Source organism: Pectobacterium sp. IFB5596, from assembly GCF_021432585.1.
GTDB classification, from domain to species: domain Bacteria; phylum Pseudomonadota; class Gammaproteobacteria; order Enterobacterales; family Enterobacteriaceae; genus Pectobacterium; species Pectobacterium punjabense.
The window spans coordinates 227,748-244,600 of sequence record NZ_LXFY01000030.1; the positions used below are offsets into that span (position 1 = coordinate 227,748).

Sequence of the window (16,853 nt, forward strand, 5' to 3'; positions counted from 1 at the left end):
GAGGTGGCGCCAGCTGCCGTAGCGCCAAATTTAGGGGGATCTCAGAGACGTTTATCACGGTAACTGGCGATGAGACATCCCAATAATGACAGGAAGCACAGTAATAACATCGCCGTCTGATAACCCTGTTCCGTACGATGATAGAGTTGTGTGACAAACGCCAATCCTACCGCACCGCCCAAATTATGCAACGTCCAGGAAATACCGATGGCAACCCCCTGCTGTTCAGCATGTACAGCTTTGAGCGCGGCCAGAACAGAGGGACCTAAGATGCACCCCCAGCCCACGCCCATTAAGGTAAAAGCCACTATCATGGTGCCTAACGCACTCTCACGATCGAGCATGCTTTGTAAACCCGCAGACAGCCCGAGCATAAGAAAGCCAGCCATCAGTATCCATCGAGGGCCGATGCGGTCCGCCAAACGCCCCACCCACGGCGAAATTAACGCCATCGCGGCCGTTGTAGGCAATAGCAACAGGCCAATCACAGCATCACGATAATGATGCGTCGCATGAAGATGAATCGGCATGAGAAAAAAAGCGCCGCAGTAGAAAAAAGCCAGTAGCGATGTCAGTACACAGATTCGGAGAAAAGCAGGCTGCCGTAATAAATCGAGATCGATCAGAGGGAAAGGCTCTCGCCGCTCAACCCGAATTAGTCCCCCTAGCGCCACCAGCGCCAGTAAAAAACAGGCTAACGATGGCAGGCTCAACCATCCCCAGCGATCGCCTTGATTGATAACCAACAGTGCACTGGCAACGGAAAGGATAAAAAAGAGTAACCCTTTACCATCCAAAGGCGGCGCTTGCGCTACGCGAGATTCCCGCACCTGACCGAGACAAAAAACAAAACTCACTGCGATCAGCGGAACATTAAGCAAGAACACCCACCTCCAGCCCAGAACATCCACCAGAAGACCACCAGCCACGGGGCCAATAGCCAATCCCAACCCATTGACGGCAAACAAGATACCTAACACGCGCCCGTGGTGCTGAGCTGGATAAATATCAACCAAAATAACCGTTGTTGCAGTATATAAAACGGCGCAAGATGCCCCCTGCAAAAAACGCCACCCAATCAGTTCATTCACACTGCCCGACAGACCCGCTCCCAACGATGCCACGCCAAACACCGCCATACCAAGATAGAGTACACGCCGACGACCCGCGCGATCGGCTACCCTTCCAACGATGACCATGCTGGTACACAGCGCCATAATGAATATTCCCATCACCCACTGCACATGAGCGATACCGGCACCAAACTGCTGTTGAATGGCCGGAATGGCGGTATTCACAATCGTAAAATCAATACAGCCAAGAAAACTCGCAATACAAATGCCCGTCAAAGCTCGCCACTGATGGGCAATAACCGTCTGTGGCGAGGGAACACTCGCGTTCATGGCCAATTCCTCTGAAACGTCTGAAAGAGAAAAAGTCTACCTTGCGATAGCCTTCTCCATTCAGGGCATATTTTCGCTTAATATGGGAAAAATTATCGCCAATAGAGAACAGACATGATTTCAAGTGAGCGGTTAAACAACATACGGGCGTTTGTGCAGGCCGTTCAGGCTGGGGGATTCGGCCGAGCCGCAGATCAACTCGGGCTTTCCCGCTCCACGGTCGGCAAAGCAATAGCGCGGCTGGAAGCAAGATTACAGATCAAATTATTTCATCGAACCACGCGCAGTCTGTCATTAACAGATGAAGGCGTGCTGTTTTATGAGGACTGCGTTAAAGCATTAGCTGCGCTGGAAGAGGCAGAAAATCGGCTGGCGGCACGCACGGTAATCCCTTCCGGCAATCTGCGCGTAACATTGCCAGAACGATTCGGACAGCGGTGGATAATGCCTGAGTTATTGCGCTTAACGCACCGTTTTCCGGCATTACATATTGATGTTCAGTTCTCCAATCGCCTTGTCGATCTAGCCGAAGAAGGGATGGATTTCGCTATTCGGATAGGTGAAATCGGAGAGCATACAGGATTAATCGCACGCAGAATGGGCGAGCAACGGCAGGTTTTATGCGCGTCTGCCGATTATCTGGCACAAAGCGGGCATCCTCAACAGCTAAGCGATTTAGCCACGCATCAGGGAATCGGCCTGCTACGCAATGGACAGGCGCAGCCATGGAAAGTCGAGAACGCAAAAGGAGGGAGCCAATGTGTTTTACCACCAACCCGGCTGCGATTAGGCAATATGGATGCTGTGATGATGGCAGCGTTGTCCGGCCACGGCATTGCACAACTGCCACAATGGCTAGTCGCTGATGCCTTACGTAGAGGCGAGTTAGTCGACGTGTTGGCAGGCTGTTGCGGAGCAGGGCTGCCCATACATATGGTGTGGCTCAAAGGACTCACTATGCCCCTGAGACTCAGAGCTGCGATCGATTCACTACTGGCAGCCTTTACCCCCCACGCTCCGTGGGAATAAAACATCGACCTGCGCTAGCCATGTATACCGGGCAATAGCGATATTCCTGTCACTTGTGAGAAATCTGTAACAATTGTGCTTTATGGTAATGCTCGATCTAACAGCACGATGATTTTATTTTTTTGGAAATAACGACGTTATCCTCTGGTTTTACGTCATTGATTTTTAAAAAAACCTGACAATTACGGTGGATAAAAGTCAAAAACGCCAAAAATAAAATGAGAAGCGTGCGTATGTCATGACGACAGCCATTTAGGCATTAACCACAGGTGTTAAAGAGGAGATCGACATTGAAAAGAAGAACCTTCATACAATCTGCGGCGCTCCTGCCGCTCGCCATGCAACTCCCGGTTCATGCCAGCACCGCCGATCTATGCGTAAGCCAGCCCAGCAATCGTGATAAAGAAAAAAGGTTATCTATCGCGGTAATCAGTGACCTGCATATAGATAACGATGATTTGTTATCATCCTTATCCAAAGAATTGGTAAATATAAAAGAAAAAAACAAAATATCTCATATTATTGTCCCTGGAGATATTAGCGATAGCGTTGAGTACATTGGTAAAGCAATGGCGTCGATAGAAAGCACTTTTAAAGAAGGCAATGAAAAAGTGATAGCTATATTAGGGAACCATGATGTTAGAGGCCCAGACAGTAAGTCATGGACTAAAGATCCTGATAAAGACAACCCTTACTACAAATTTATTATAGAAAAATACAAAAACATGAATGCTAAAAAAATAAAGCATGAAGAAAAGCATGCATGTTTTGATATTTTTATTGGCGATCATCATTTTATTGCACTAAACACAGATAGAGGCCTAAAGGATCAAGCCTACTACGATGATTCAACATTAGCATGGTTCGAAAAGAAAATCGCTGAAGAGGTCAAGGGTAGGAAATTTGTTATCTCCCATCAACCGCTTAATGACACACACTGGCGTTCTAATTTGTTTGGTGGGTTTGGGAAGCAGGATGAAAAAATCAAGAAGATATTATCAAGCCACCCCAAAACCGTTGTTATATCCGGCCATATACATAATGGACTCGGGGTTTTAGAGGCGATGCAAAAAGAATTCGGCACCCTAATTGAAATCCCCTCATTTAATAGAACGGAAAATGGATTAAGGGAAAAAGGCTATGGTTTTATTCTACAAATAGAAAGTAACTCCATTACATTTGAAGCATGGAATTTTTTGAAAAACCAGCACTACCCTGAATACGACATAAAAATAACCGACCACGCTGTCTCTTCTATCTTAGAGAAAAAGCAAGAAAACGATGAATGTTACAATAATTTATTATCAGAAAATTACCCATGGGAGAAAATAGCAGAAGAGAATGATGGCGGAGATAGCATAACCGAAGGGCAAGAACATTTTGGCTTAAGGAGATTGTGGCCCAATTATAAATGGGAGCAGTATTCATCCGATCCCTCATTGAAGGGATAAAGGGTGGCGGCCTTGTCGCTCACGATATAGCACTGTGGCTAAAAGATACGGATGATGAAAGTCCTATCAACCTTTATCGTACTAGTGCCAATAGGCTGGCTAAGGCTAAGTAATTTGTCAGTGATGTCAGACCTAGCTATACACAATCAATTTAGATGAGGAGAGTATAGGGGACGTAAAAGAATGGGTATGAAAAATGAACGGCAGTATGAAGAAATGAAGGCAAATAGCACAATGGCTATTTACCTTCATTTTAAAAGTTACTCTACAGTAACGGATTTCGCCAGGTTACGTGGCTGATCGACGTCCGTACCTTTAATCAGCGCGACGTGATAAGACAGCAGCTGCAACGGCACCGTATAGAAGATTGGCGCAATCACTTCTTCGATATGCGGCAGCGGAATAATTTTCATATTTTCGCTGCTGGTGAAACCAGCATCTTCGTCAGCGAAGACATACAGCTCGCCGCCGCGCGCCCGAACTTCTTCGATGTTGGATTTCAATTTTTCCAACAGTTCATTGTTCGGTGCTACCACGACAACCGGCATATCTGCATCAATCAGCGCCAGCGGACCGTGTTTCAGCTCGCCAGCCGCATAAGCTTCAGCGTGAATGTAAGAAATCTCTTTCAGCTTCAGCGCGCCTTCCATCGCGATCGGGTACTGATCGCCACGGCCGAGGAACAGCGCATGGTGCTTGTCAGAGAAACCTTCTGCCAGAGACTCGATTAGCTTGTCTTGGGACAGCATCTGCTCAATACGCGCGGGAAGCGCTTGCAAACCATGAACGATATCATGCTCAATCTGCGCATCCATACCGCGCAGACGGCCAACACGCGCCACCAGCATCAGCAGAACAGTAAGCTGAGTGGTGAAAGCTTTAGTCGAGGCCACGCCAATCTCTACGCCTGCTTTGGTCATCAGCGCCAGATCGGACTCACGCACCAGCGAGGAACCTGCAACGTTACAGATAGCCAGCGACCCCAGATAACCCAGTTCTTTGGACAAACGTAACGCAGCCAGCGTATCCGCCGTTTCACCAGACTGAGACAGAGTAATCATCAGGCTGTTCTTACGCACGGCAGGTTTACGATAGCGGAACTCAGAGGCGATTTCGACGTCACACGGAATCCCCGCCAGCGCTTCAAACCAGTAGCGGGAAACCATACCGGAGTTGTAGGACGTCCCGCAGGCGATAATCTGAACATGCTCAACTTTCGCCAGCAGTTCATCCGCTTTAGGGCCCAATTCAGAAAGATTGATCTCACCGTGGCTGAAACGCCCTTCAAGGGTGTTCTTGATTGCCATCGGCTGTTCGTAGATCTCTTTCTGCATGTAGTGACGATATGCGCCTTTGTCACCAGCATCATAATTCACTTTTGATTCAATTTCTTCGCGTGTAGCAAGCTGGCCTGATTTATCAAACACGCGCACGTCACGACGGGTGATTTCCGCCACGTCGCCTTCTTCCAGGAACATGAAGCGGCGCGTCACAGGCAGCAATGCCAGTTGATCGGAAGCAATGAAATTCTCACCCACGCCACGGCCAATCACCAGCGGGCTACCTGAGCGCGCAGCGACTAATACGCTTGGGTCGCGGTTATCCAATACCACCATGCCATAGGCACCGCGCAGCTGTGGAATCACACGCTTAACGACTTCAACCAGCGTTCCGCCGTTCTGTTTCTGTTCGAAATGAACCAGATGGGCAACGACTTCAGTATCAGTCTCCGAAACAAAACGATAGCCGCGACCGATCATCAGTTCGCGCAGCGGCTCGTGGTTTTCGATAATACCGTTATGGACGATAGTGATATGTTCAGAAACATGCGGGTGCGCATTCTCTTCAGAAGGTTCACCGTGCGTTGCCCAGCGGGTATGAGCGATACCGGTACCGCCGTGTAGCTCATGCTCATCAGCGGCCTGAGACAGCACCTGCACTTTACCCAAACGGCGCAAACGAGCGACATGCCCTTCGCTATCAACAACCGCCAGGCCCGCAGAGTCATAGCCGCGGTACTCAAGACGGCGTAAACCTTCCAGTAAAATTTCTGCAATATCACGTTGCGCGACTGCGCCTACAATTCCACACATCGATGTGTATTCCTATAAAAGTGACATATTGTGTCACTTGGGATGTCTTAGACCTGATTGTTCCGGTTTTTCCGGGTTCCCCGAGCCTTGTAGAGAGTTGGGGATTATTATGTTTTGTTTTGCGCTCTGAGAGACAAAGCACAGGACAAAACCACCTCCGCCACAAGCGGAGGTATATCGCTAAACGACTATTTCTTCTTCACCGGACGCTGCCATCCGGAGATATGCCGTTGTTTCACGCGACCAATCACCAGTTCGTTCTCTGCGACATCGCGCGTGACCGTTGTGCCAGCACCAATCGTCGCACCGTTGGCAATGCTAACGGGTGCCACAAGTTGCGTATCCGAACCAACAAACACATCATCACCAATAATCGTTTTGTGTTTATTCGCACCGTCATAATTACAGGTGATCGTTCCCGCACCAATATTAACACCGGAACCGATATCCGCATCACCTAAATAGCTAAGATGTCCCGCTTTTGATCCTTTCCCCAGACGCGCTTTTTTCAGTTCAACAAAATTGCCAACGTGCGCACCTTCAGCCAGTTCCGCACCAGGGCGCAAACGAGCAAATGGCCCAACGGTGCACTGCGCTTCCAGAACGGCATCCTCCAGTACGGAATAAGGGCTGATCTCGCAATCATCGCCAATGATGGTGTTTTTGATCACACATCCTGCACCAATTTTCACCCGGTTACCGAGTTGAACATTGCCTTCCACAATCACATTGACATCAATAACCACATCGCGACCATGAGTCAGTTCGCCGCGCAAATCAAATCGTGCCGGGTCGAGTAGCATAACCCCGGCCAACAGCAGTTTATCCGCCTGTTCACGCTGATAAACCCGCTCCAGCGCCGACAATTGCAGGCGATTATTAACGCCCTCAACTTCACTCAGTCGTTCGGGGTGGACCGCTTCAACGCGCTGACCTTCTTCCGCTGCCATCGCAATAATGTCGGTAATATAAAATTCGCCTTGCGCGTTGTTGTTGTTCAACTGGCTTAACCAACGCTTCAAATCTTTGCCGTTGGCAATCAATATGCCGGTATTAATCTCGTTAATCTGGCGCTGTGCTTCGCTGGCATCTTTATGCTCGACGATCCCCACTACCGCGCCGTTTTCACGCACAATCCGCCCATAGCCCGTCGGATCGTCCAGCTTTACCGTTAACAGCCCGATCCCACCCTGAGGCTTAGCCTGACGTAAACGCCCTAGCGTCTGCGATGAAATCAGCGGCACATCGCCATATAACATCAAGATGTCTTCATCATCGGCAAAATGCGGGGCAGCTTGCTGCATCGCATGACCAGTTCCCAACTGTTCCGCCTGAAGCACCCAATTCAATGCAGGATCGGCCAATTCACGTTTTAACAAATCACCGCCGTGACCATATACCAGATGAACATGCTGTGCACCTGTCGTCATGGCCGCATCAATAACATGCTGAACCATCGGCTTGCCCGCCAGTTGGTGTAACACCTTAGGAAGGTCGGAATACATACGGGTTCCTTTACCCGCAGCGAGAATAACTACACTCATAGCACTATTTGACATAAGCATCCTGACAATACGAAGCCACGGCCCCGCAGAATAAAAATGACCAGCCGATTACGGCCTGAATAACCAGAGTTTACCGAAATTCCGGCATAACGCAGATAATTTTTGGTGAGTTTTTTCTGAAAGTCGCTCGCAAAGCCATGAATACTCATGAGGAAAGCATGAGTGCCTCAACAACAAAATGGCACAGGGTTTTATAAAAAGCAGACTTTGTTTTTAAGTATTTCTATTTGTGACACACACAAAAGAAACAGCGTTTCATTTATAGCAATATACGCGGGCGAATAATTCAATAACGAAGGAGACACAATGAAACGTTGTTCTTCACAAAAATGTGATTTTGTACGGAAACACCGTTCTTCACGCCTCGCAGCCGTCGCGTTGACGAATGCATTACTCTTCAGCTTCAGTACACACGCCGCGACAGAATCAACCCCCGTCTGGCACGGTATCGCCTTTGGTCAATCAACAGACGTAAATTTTTCATCCAATGTCCTGCCGGAAAAAATTGGTGTTAATGACGTCACCATTAACGGCAAGAAATTGGCGCCAGGAGATAACGCTGATTTATCCGCACCGATCACGATTGAAAGCCGTGGCGGAAAGATTGCCAACACCCATGACGGACTGACGTTCTTCTATACGCAGTTGCCTGCCAATGTGAATTTTACGCTTCAGTCTGATATTACCGTGGAACAGTTTGGGCCAGAAAATGGTGCCAAACCTGCGGCTCAGGAAGGGGCTGGGATTTTGGTACGCGATATTATCGGCGTGCCACGTCAGGAACCATTGAAAGAAGGGTATGAAGAATTCCCTGCGGCCTCCAACATGGTGATGAACGCCATCATGACGCAGGATAAAAAATCTCATACCGAAATCAAGCTACAGGCTATTTTGCGTAATGGCGTAACACAGCCATGGGGCAACGCGGGCGCGAAAATTACCAAAACCAGCTATCAGGAAAACGTCAATCTGGAGCAAACACCGACTTTCCGTCTGAAACTGGAACGTACCAACGACGGCTTCATTACCTCTTATGCACCGAAAGGCACGGATAACTGGGTATCAAAAGAAGTCAAAGGTGCGGATGTCGTCACCAAGTTGGATAAAGACCACTACTATGTCGGTTTCTTTGCCTCCCGTAACGCCAAAATCATCGTCAGTAATGCACAGTTGACTACAGCCCCGGCGCAAACCAAAGCCTCAGCGGAATTTAAAGTTAAGGCTTACGATCCGTTACTACAGGTGATGTCATCACCTAAAACCACCAGCGAAAACTATGTTGTACAGGCCAAAGCCAATTACAACGGTACGATCGCCGTTTCACAAGACGGTAAATCTCTGGGTGATGCCAAGCAGGTAAAAGCAGGGGAGACGTTCTCTCTGTCAGCAAAAATTGCCGGTAATAGCGCTGAATTCAAGCTCGCTTACCAACCTGCAGATGGGGATGATAAAGCGGTCAAAGAGAGCACGTTCAAAGTTGAAAAAGTGGCTTATGCAGACGCCAAAAATCTGTATGTTTCGCCACAGGGTTCAGCCAGCAACGACGGCAGTAAAAATGCACCGCTCGATTTAGCCAGCGCCGTCGCCGCTTTGCCAGCAGGCGGCACAATTTGGCTCAACGATGGCGATTACAGCGCAACTGAAATCCCTGTCAGCGCCAGCGGCCAGCAAAAAGCCGTCAAAAACCTGTTTACCGTCGGTAATAAAGCCGTCATTCACGGCTTGCAACTGAAGGCAAGCCATTGGCATGTTAAAGGGATTGAAATCACCGAGAAACCGTTCCGTATCGAAGGAAGCTACAACACCATCGAACGCGTTCTGGCGCACCATGCTGACGATACCGGTATTCAGGTAACTTCAACGGCCGATGTAGGCAGACCGCTGTGGGCCAGCCATAACCTGATCCTGAACTCAGAATCTCACAGCAACCAGGACCCTGGTAAAATTAACGCTGACGGTTTTGCGGTAAAAATGCGTGTCGGTGAAGGCAACGTAATCCGCGGCGCATTCTCACACAACAACATCGATGACGGCTTCGACCTGTTTAACAAAATTGAAGACGGCGCAAACGGCGTTGTGGTGATCGAGAATTCAATTGCCATGAACAACACCAGCAATGGCTTCAAAATGGGTGGCGAAGGTCAGCCAGTGGCGCATCAGGTCAAAAACAGCATTGCAGTGGGTAACAAGCTTGATGGTTTCACTGACAACTTCAACCCTGGTGCACTGATCGTTGAAGACAACATCGCGTTAGACAACGAACGCTTTAACTTCATTTTCCGCCCAAGCCCTTACTCTGGCCCGGAAAAACAAGGCGTCTTCAAGAACAACGTTTCGCTGAAAACCAAAGCGGGTAAATATGATGATGCAGTTGTCGGCAATATCGATAACACCAACTACTTCATCAAAGGCGACCGTTCTGTTAACGCGCAAGGTAAAGAAGTCACAGTAAATAACTTCGTTTCGGTTATCGTCCCGGAGACATTTACGCGTGATGCCAAAGGCAATCTGGTACTTGGCGACTTCCTGAAGAAGAAATAAGTCTTTTCGAAAAAATGTAATGTCGATAGTTTAAGCATAGAGATACACGGGGCGACCACAGGGGTGAGGCGTCCCTACGGGAATCTCCCCCTGTGTTTCCCCTAATAATGGGCTTAAGTGACCAGCATGACTTCAACAAAATGCCTGCTCTCGCAGGCATTTTTATATGTAACATAGGCTTAAATGCAAAAAGGCCAGTCAGCATGAACTGACTGGCCTTCAATTATTGCAAGCTTATCTATTACATCGCTTTTCTGGTCAATTCGATAACGCGCAGTTTCGCAATCGCTTTAGTCAGCTCTGCGGAAGCCTGAGCATAATCCACGTCGCCATGCGAATTACGGATATGGTCTTCTGCTTTGCGTTTCGCTTCCAACGCACGGGCTTCATCCAAATCCTGTCCACGAATAGCGGTATCGGACAGTACGGTAACCATATTCGGCTGCACCTCAAGGACGCCGCCAGAAAGGTAGATATACTCTTCTTCACCGTGCTGCTTAACGATACGAATCATACCCGGTTTAATGGCAGTGAGCAGAGGGGCATGTCCCGGATAAATACCCAGTTCGCCTTCGCTCCCCGTTACCTGGATCTTCTGCACCAGACCGGAGAACATTTGCTGTTCCGCACTCACGACATCCAGATGGTAAGTCATAGCCATGTCACCCTCCTACAAGGCGTTACAGTTTCTTGGCTTTTTCCACGACTTCTTCAATGGAACCAACCATGTAGAACGCCTGCTCTGGCAGGTGGTCGTATTCGCCTTCCATAATCCCTTTAAAGCCACGGATGGTGTCTTTCAGGGAAACGTATTTACCCGGAGAACCGGTAAATACTTCAGCAACGAAGAACGGCTGAGACAGGAAGCGCTGAATCTTACGCGCACGGGATACCACCAGCTTGTCTTCTTCAGACAACTCGTCCATACCCAGAATCGCGATGATGTCTTTCAGTTCCTGGTAACGTTGCAGAATAGACTGCACGCCACGGGCAACATCATAGTGTTCCTGACCAACAACCAGCGGGTCTAACTGACGGCTGGTGGAGTCCAGCGGGTCAACGGCCGGGTAGATACCCAGAGAAGCGATCTGACGGCTCAGTACCACAGTTGCATCCAAGTGAGCAAAGGTGGTGGCTGGTGACGGGTCAGTTAAGTCATCCGCAGGAACGTAAACGGCCTGAACGGAGGTGATAGAACCGGTTTTGGTTGAGGTGATACGTTCTTGCAGAACGCCCATCTCTTCCGCCAGCGTCGGCTGATAACCTACCGCAGAAGGCATACGACCCAGCAGTGCAGATACTTCCGTACCGGCTAGGGTATAACGATAAATGTTATCGACGAACAACAGTACGTCACGGCCTTCATCACGGAATTTTTCTGCCATGGTCAGGCCAGTCAGTGCCACGCGCAGACGGTTACCTGGTGGCTCATTCATCTGGCCATAAACCAGTGATACTTTATCGATTACGTTGGAGTCGGTCATTTCGTGGTAGAAGTCGTTACCTTCACGGGTACGCTCACCAACACCTGCAAACACAGAGTAACCGGAGTGCTCGATCGCAATGTTACGGATCAGCTCCATCATGTTTACGGTTTTACCTACGCCCGCACCACCGAACAGACCCACTTTACCGCCCTTGGCAAACGGACACATCAGGTCGATAACCTTGATGCCAGTTTCCAGCAGTTCCTGTGAGTTTGACAGCTCTTCATAGCTCGGAGCCGCACGGTGAATAGCCCAACGCTCTTCTTCGCCGATGTCGCCTTTCATGTCGATGGGATCACCCAACACGTTCATGATACGACCCAGCGTTGCTTTACCTACCGGCACTTCGATCGGGTGGTCCAGGTTATTTACGTTCAACCCGCGACGCAGACCGTCAGAAGACCCCATTGCGATACAACGAACAATACCGCCGCCCAACTGCTGCTGCACTTCCAGCACCAGTTTCTCAGCGCCGTTCTCTACCTCAAGCGCATCGTACACCTTCGGTACGGCATCTTGCGGGAACTCGACGTCCACCACGGCGCCGATTACCTGGATAATCTTTCCAGTAGCCATCTTGAATCCTCTACGTAATTCGACAATACGTAATTCGTAAACCTGCTTTAAACCGCGGAGGCTCCCCCGACGATTTCGGTGAGTTCCTGGGTAATGCTGGCCTGACGAGCTTTGTTGTATACCAACTGAAGCTCTTTGATCAGGCTACCGCCGTTATCGGTCGCGGCTTTCATCGCAACCATTCGCGCGGCCTGCTCACTAGCCAGATTTTCTACGACGCCCTGATAAACCTGAGATTCCACATAACGGCGCAGCAGGGTATCCAGCAGCGACTTAGGATCGGGTTCATACAGGTAATCCCAGGCTTTCTTCTTCAACTCACCGTCATCCGAAGGCGGTAACGGTAACACTTGAACAACAAGCGGTTCCTGAGACATGGTATTGATAAACTTGTTGCTTACGATATACAGCTTGTCCAGACGACCTTCGTCGTAGGCTTGCAGCATAACTTTAACCGGGCCGATCAGTTCTGATACGGAAGGGTTATCCCCCATACCGGTAACCTGAGCAACAATGTTTCCGCCTACCGAACCGAAGAAAGAAACCGCTTTGGAGCCAATCAGCGCTAAATCAGTTTGAACGCCTTTATCGCTCCAGGATTTCATATCAGCCAACAGTTTCTTGAACAAGTTAATGTTCAAGCCACCACACAGGCCACGGTCAGTAGACACCACCAGATACCCAACGCGCTTAACGTCGCGTTCTTCCAGGTACGGGTGTTTATATTCCAGATTTCCTAACGCAAGGTGACCAATCACATTGCGTATGGTTTCCGCATAAGGACGGCTGGCCGCCATACGATCCTGCGATTTACGCATTTTGGAAGCGGCGACCATTTCCATTGCTTTGGTGATCTTCTGCGTGTTTTGGACGCTTGCGATCTTACTACGTATCTCTTTTGCGCCGGCCATCTTTGCTTCTCCTCAAAGCCTTGCGGCCTGCTTTACAGCAGGCCACCGGGCGTTACCAGGACTGGGTTGCCTTAAAAGTATCGAGGATGCCTTTAAACTTGCCCTCGATCTCATCGTTATAAGCGCCAGTCTGGTCGATTTGTTGCAGAAGTTCGCCATGCTCACGGTCAGCGTAAGCCAACAGAGCCGCTTCAAAGCTACCGACTTTCGACAGCTCAACATCTTCCAGATAACCACGTTCCGCCGCAAACAGAACCAGAGACTGCTGTGCGACAGACATCGGCGCATACTGTTTCTGTTTCAACAGCTCGGTCACTTTCTGACCGTGGCTCAACTGTTTACGGGTTGCATCATCAAGATCGGAAGCGAACTGAGAGAACGCTGCCAGTTCACGGTACTGTGCCAGTGCGGTACGAATACCACCGGACAGTTTCTTCATGATCTTGGTCTGCGCTGCACCACCCACACGGGATACGGAGATCCCTGGGTTAACCGCAGGACGAATACCGGCGTTAAACAGGTTGGATTCCAGGAAGATCTGACCATCAGTAATCGAGATCACGTTGGTCGGAACGAACGCAGAAACGTCACCTGCTTGCGTTTCGATGATCGGCAGAGCGGTCAACGAACCGGTTTTCCCTTTCACTTCACCCTTGGTGAATGCTTCAACGTAATCGGCGTTAACGCGCGATGCACGCTCCAGCAAACGGGAGTGGAGATAGAAAACGTCACCAGGATAAGCTTCACGACCTGGCGGACGACGGAGCAGCAGAGAAATCTGACGATAAGCAACGGCCTGTTTAGACAGGTCATCATAAATAATCAGCGCATCTTCACCACGGTCACGGAAGTACTCACCCATCGCACAACCGGCATATGGTGCCAGGTATTGCAGGGCGGCAGACTCGGACGCGGTAGCAACAACAACAATGGTGTTTTCCAGTGCGCCGTGCTCTTCCAGTTTACGTACCACGTTAGAGATCGTGGAGGCTTTCTGGCCGATAGCGACGTACACACATTTGATGCCGGAATCACGCTGGTTGATGATGGCGTCGATGGCCAGGGCGGTTTTACCCGTCTGACGGTCACCGATAATCAGCTCACGCTGACCACGACCGATTGGAATCATGGCGTCAACGGACTTATAGCCCGTTTGTACCGGCTCATCAACGGACTGACGTTCGATAACGCCAGGCGCAATCGCTTCAACCGCAGAGAAACCGTCGTGATCCAGTGCGCCTTTACCGTCAATCGGTGCGCCCAGCGTGTTGACCACGCGACCCAGCAGGCCGCGGCCAACTGGAACTTCAAGAATACGGCCGGTGCATTTTACTTTCATGCCTTCAGCCAGATCCGCATACGGCCCCATTACTACCGCACCAACGGAGTCGCGCTCCAGGTTCAGTGCGATTGCATAACGGTTACCCGGCAGAGAGATCATCTCCCCCTGCATCACGTCTGCCAGACCGTGGACGCGGATGATTCCGTCACTGACGGAAACAATAGTACCTTCATTGTGAGCTTCGCTCACCACATTGAACTGAGCAATGCGCTGCTTGATCAGTTCGCTGATTTCGGTGGAATTCAGTTGCATGCTCCAGTCCCCTTAAGACTGCAAGACGTCTGCCAGACGTTCCAGACGACCGCGAATGCTGCCATCTATCACCATATCGCCCGCGCGAATAACCACGCCGGCCATGACAGACTTATCAATTTTGCAATTCAGCTTCACTTTGCGTGACAGACGTTTTTCCATAGCAACAGCGATTTTTGATAGCTGCTGCTCATTCAACGTGTTGGCAGAAATCACATCGACGTCAACCGTCGATTCTAGTGCTGCCCGCAGTTGAATAAATTGTTCCAGTACTTCAGGAAGCACTGGTAAACGTCCGTTTTCGGCCATTACCCTAATCAGGTTCTGACCGGCTTCATCAAGTTGATCACCACAAACGGCAATGAACGTTTTCGCCAGCTCAATCGGTGCAACAGCACCAGAAAGCAGCTCGGCAATTTGCTCATTGCGCGCTACTTCAGCCGAAAACGCCAGCATGTTCTGCCAGCGATCCAAGGCCTGATTCTCAACCGCAAAGTCAAAAGCTGCTTTGGCGTAGGGGCGAGCTACCGTGACAAATTCAGACATCAGCCCCTCCCTCCTTACAGTTCAGCGACCAGTTTATCAACGATGTCGCTGTTAGCAGCTTCATCCACGGAACGTTCAATAATTTTCTCGGCACCGGCAATCGCCAATACGGCAACTTGCTTACGCAGCTCTTCACGAGCGCGTTTACGCTCGGCTTCGATTTCAGCCTGCGCCTGCGCCACAATCTTGTTACGTTCAGCTTCCGCTTCAGCTTTCGCCTCATCCAGGATCTGAGCACGGCGTTTGTTCGCCTGCTCAATGATAACCTGAGCATCCGCTTTGGCTTTCTTCAGTTGATCTGTCGCATTGGCCTGAGCCAAGTTCAAATCTTTTTTGGCACGTTCAGCAGAAGCAAGACCGTCAGCAATTTCTTTTTGACGTTTCTCGATGGCAGCCATCATCGGCGGCCATACAAACTTCATGCAGAACCAGACAAACAGGACGAACGCAATGGCCTGGCCGAGGATTGTTGCATTAATATTCACAGCACAATGCCTCTTTCAAAGTTAAATAAGTTGATGTTTTAACCTCAGCAGAAAACATTCTGCTTAGGCCACCGCAAACATCACATACAGCCCCAGACCAACAGCGATCATTGGGATGGCGTCAACCAGACCCATGACGATAAAGAACTGTGTACGCAGTAAAGGAATCAGGTCAGGCTGACGAGCAGCACCTTCCAAGAATTTACCACCCAGAATGCCGATACCGATCGCAGCACCGATTGCCGCCAAACCCATCATTAACGCGGCAGCCATGTACAGTAGATCCACACTCAGGTTTTCCATGACAGTCTCCAGTTTGTTTCAGTTAAAAACGTTATTTGTTGAAAGAAAATCAATGCTCTTCAGATGCCATCGAGAGATAAACAACCGTCAGAACCATGAAAATAAAAGCCTGAAGCGTAATAATCAAAATGTGGAAAATAGCCCAAGGCACATTTAACAGCCATTGTGACCACCACGGCAACAGACCGGCAATCAGGATGAAGATCAACTCACCCGCATACATATTGCCAAACAGTCGCAAGCCTAAGGAAATAGGTTTGGACAGCAGGCTGACACCTTCAAGAATCAGGTTGATAGGAATAAATACTGGATGGTTGAACGGCTGCATGGTCAGTTCTTTAACAAAACCACCAAGACCTTTCATTTTGATGCTGTAGAACAAAACCAGGATAAATACCCCAAGCGCCATCGACAGCGTGATGTTCACGTCAGCCGTCGGCACAGCACGCAGATAAGCATGCGCAGGATCGTATCCCAGTAGGCTGTAGACTCCCGCCCAAGCTTGCGGCAACAGATCGATAGGCAACAAATCCATCAAGTTCATCAGGAAAACCCAGACGAAAATGGTCAGCGCCAGAGGAGCAATCAGTTTGCTTTTGCCATGGAACATATCGCGTACGGTACCGTCAACGAAACCGATGATCAGTTCGACAGCCGTTTGCAGCTTACCTGGCACACCGCTAGTCGCACGTTTCGCTACGCGGTGAAAGATAACCAGAAAGAGGACCCCAAGAGCAATGGAGAAAAACATCGAATCGACGTTGATCGACCAAAAACCCGTCCCTACCTGCAAATGGTGCAAGTGGTGACTGATATACTCTTGCGGAGTAGAGATTTCTCCAGCAGCCATGATGTCTCTTACCCTTTTG

The 16,853-nt window shown here is 49.6% G+C and carries 14 protein-coding genes; 3 read left to right on the top strand and 11 right to left on the bottom strand.

What is annotated here, in order from left to right; all coding sequences use genetic code 11:
• Positions 1 to 41: 41 nt before the first annotated feature.
• A complete protein-coding gene (locus A6301_RS18785) occupies positions 42 to 1,403 on the bottom strand; it encodes an MFS transporter (protein ID WP_234258484.1) in 1,362 nt (453 codons plus the stop codon).
• A 114-nt stretch (positions 1,404 to 1,517) separates the two neighbouring features.
• Here A6301_RS18785 and A6301_RS18790 point away from each other — a divergent pair, with 114 nt between their 5' ends.
• Together A6301_RS18790 and A6301_RS18795 are read left to right on the top strand one after the other, a co-directional pair.
• Positions 1,518 to 2,432: a LysR family transcriptional regulator gene (locus A6301_RS18790; RefSeq protein ID WP_234258485.1), complete on the top strand. Its 915-nt coding sequence runs from the start codon at positions 1,518 to 1,520 to the stop codon at positions 2,430 to 2,432.
• Positions 2,433 to 2,722: 290 nt separating this feature from the next.
• Positions 2,723 to 3,883, top strand: coding sequence for a metallophosphoesterase (locus tag A6301_RS18795; protein WP_234258486.1), 1,161 nt, complete (start codon positions 2,723 to 2,725; stop codon positions 3,881 to 3,883).
• 260 nt (positions 3,884 to 4,143) lie between these two features.
• Here the strand turns inward: A6301_RS18795 and glmS are convergent, their stop codons facing one another.
• Positions 4,144 to 5,976: a glutamine--fructose-6-phosphate transaminase (isomerizing) gene (gene glmS / locus A6301_RS18800; RefSeq protein ID WP_205540596.1), complete on the bottom strand. Its 1,833-nt coding sequence runs from the start codon at positions 5,974 to 5,976 to the stop codon at positions 4,144 to 4,146.
• A 188-nt stretch (positions 5,977 to 6,164) separates the two neighbouring features.
• Positions 6,165 to 7,535 carry a bifunctional UDP-N-acetylglucosamine diphosphorylase/glucosamine-1-phosphate N-acetyltransferase GlmU gene (gene glmU, locus A6301_RS18805; RefSeq protein ID WP_234258487.1) on the bottom strand — a complete coding sequence of 457 codons (1,371 nt, stop codon included), beginning with the start codon at positions 7,533 to 7,535 and terminating at the stop codon, positions 6,165 to 6,167.
• A 312-nt stretch (positions 7,536 to 7,847) separates the two neighbouring features.
• On the opposite strand from glmU, the gene pelX reads away from it, so the two are divergent.
• Positions 7,848 to 10,082 carry a pectate disaccharide-lyase PelX gene (gene pelX, locus A6301_RS18810; protein ID WP_205540595.1) on the top strand — a complete coding sequence of 745 codons (2,235 nt, stop codon included), beginning with the start codon at positions 7,848 to 7,850 and terminating at the stop codon, positions 10,080 to 10,082.
• Positions 10,083 to 10,323: 241 nt separating this feature from the next.
• On the opposite strand, the gene A6301_RS18815 is transcribed toward pelX, so the two are convergent.
• The 8 genes from A6301_RS18815 to atpB all read right to left on the bottom strand — a co-directional run bounded on the left by A6301_RS18815 (position 10,324) and on the right by atpB (position 16,834).
• The gene (locus A6301_RS18815) at positions 10,324 to 10,743 is read right to left on the bottom strand and encodes a F0F1 ATP synthase subunit epsilon (protein ID WP_005976558.1); all 420 of its coding nucleotides are present in this window, start codon (positions 10,741 to 10,743) and stop codon (positions 10,324 to 10,326) included.
• A gap of 19 nt (positions 10,744 to 10,762) precedes the next feature.
• Complete coding sequence (gene atpD, locus A6301_RS18820; RefSeq protein WP_107171132.1) at positions 10,763 to 12,145, bottom strand: F0F1 ATP synthase subunit beta; 1,383 nt, start codon at positions 12,143 to 12,145, stop codon at positions 10,763 to 10,765.
• Positions 12,146 to 12,192: 47 nt separating this feature from the next.
• The gene (gene atpG / locus A6301_RS18825) at positions 12,193 to 13,056 is read right to left on the bottom strand and encodes a F0F1 ATP synthase subunit gamma (protein ID WP_107171131.1); all 864 of its coding nucleotides are present in this window, start codon (positions 13,054 to 13,056) and stop codon (positions 12,193 to 12,195) included.
• Between the two features lie 52 nt (positions 13,057 to 13,108).
• Complete coding sequence (gene atpA, locus A6301_RS18830) at positions 13,109 to 14,650, bottom strand: F0F1 ATP synthase subunit alpha (RefSeq protein WP_005976551.1); 1,542 nt, start codon at positions 14,648 to 14,650, stop codon at positions 13,109 to 13,111.
• Between the two features lie 12 nt (positions 14,651 to 14,662).
• Positions 14,663 to 15,196, bottom strand: a complete 534-nt coding sequence (atpH, locus tag A6301_RS18835) for a F0F1 ATP synthase subunit delta (RefSeq protein ID WP_234258488.1) — start codon at positions 15,194 to 15,196, stop codon at positions 14,663 to 14,665.
• 14 nt (positions 15,197 to 15,210) lie between these two features.
• Positions 15,211 to 15,681 carry a F0F1 ATP synthase subunit B gene (gene atpF / locus A6301_RS18840; protein ID WP_107171129.1) on the bottom strand — a complete coding sequence of 157 codons (471 nt, stop codon included), beginning with the start codon at positions 15,679 to 15,681 and terminating at the stop codon, positions 15,211 to 15,213.
• Between the two features lie 63 nt (positions 15,682 to 15,744).
• Entirely contained in the window at positions 15,745 to 15,984 is a 240-nt protein-coding gene (gene atpE / locus A6301_RS18845) for a F0F1 ATP synthase subunit C (protein WP_005976545.1), read from the bottom strand.
• Between the two features lie 49 nt (positions 15,985 to 16,033).
• Positions 16,034 to 16,834 carry a F0F1 ATP synthase subunit A gene (gene atpB / locus A6301_RS18850; protein ID WP_107171128.1) on the bottom strand — a complete coding sequence of 267 codons (801 nt, stop codon included), beginning with the start codon at positions 16,832 to 16,834 and terminating at the stop codon, positions 16,034 to 16,036.
• Positions 16,835 to 16,853 lie beyond the last annotated feature (19 nt).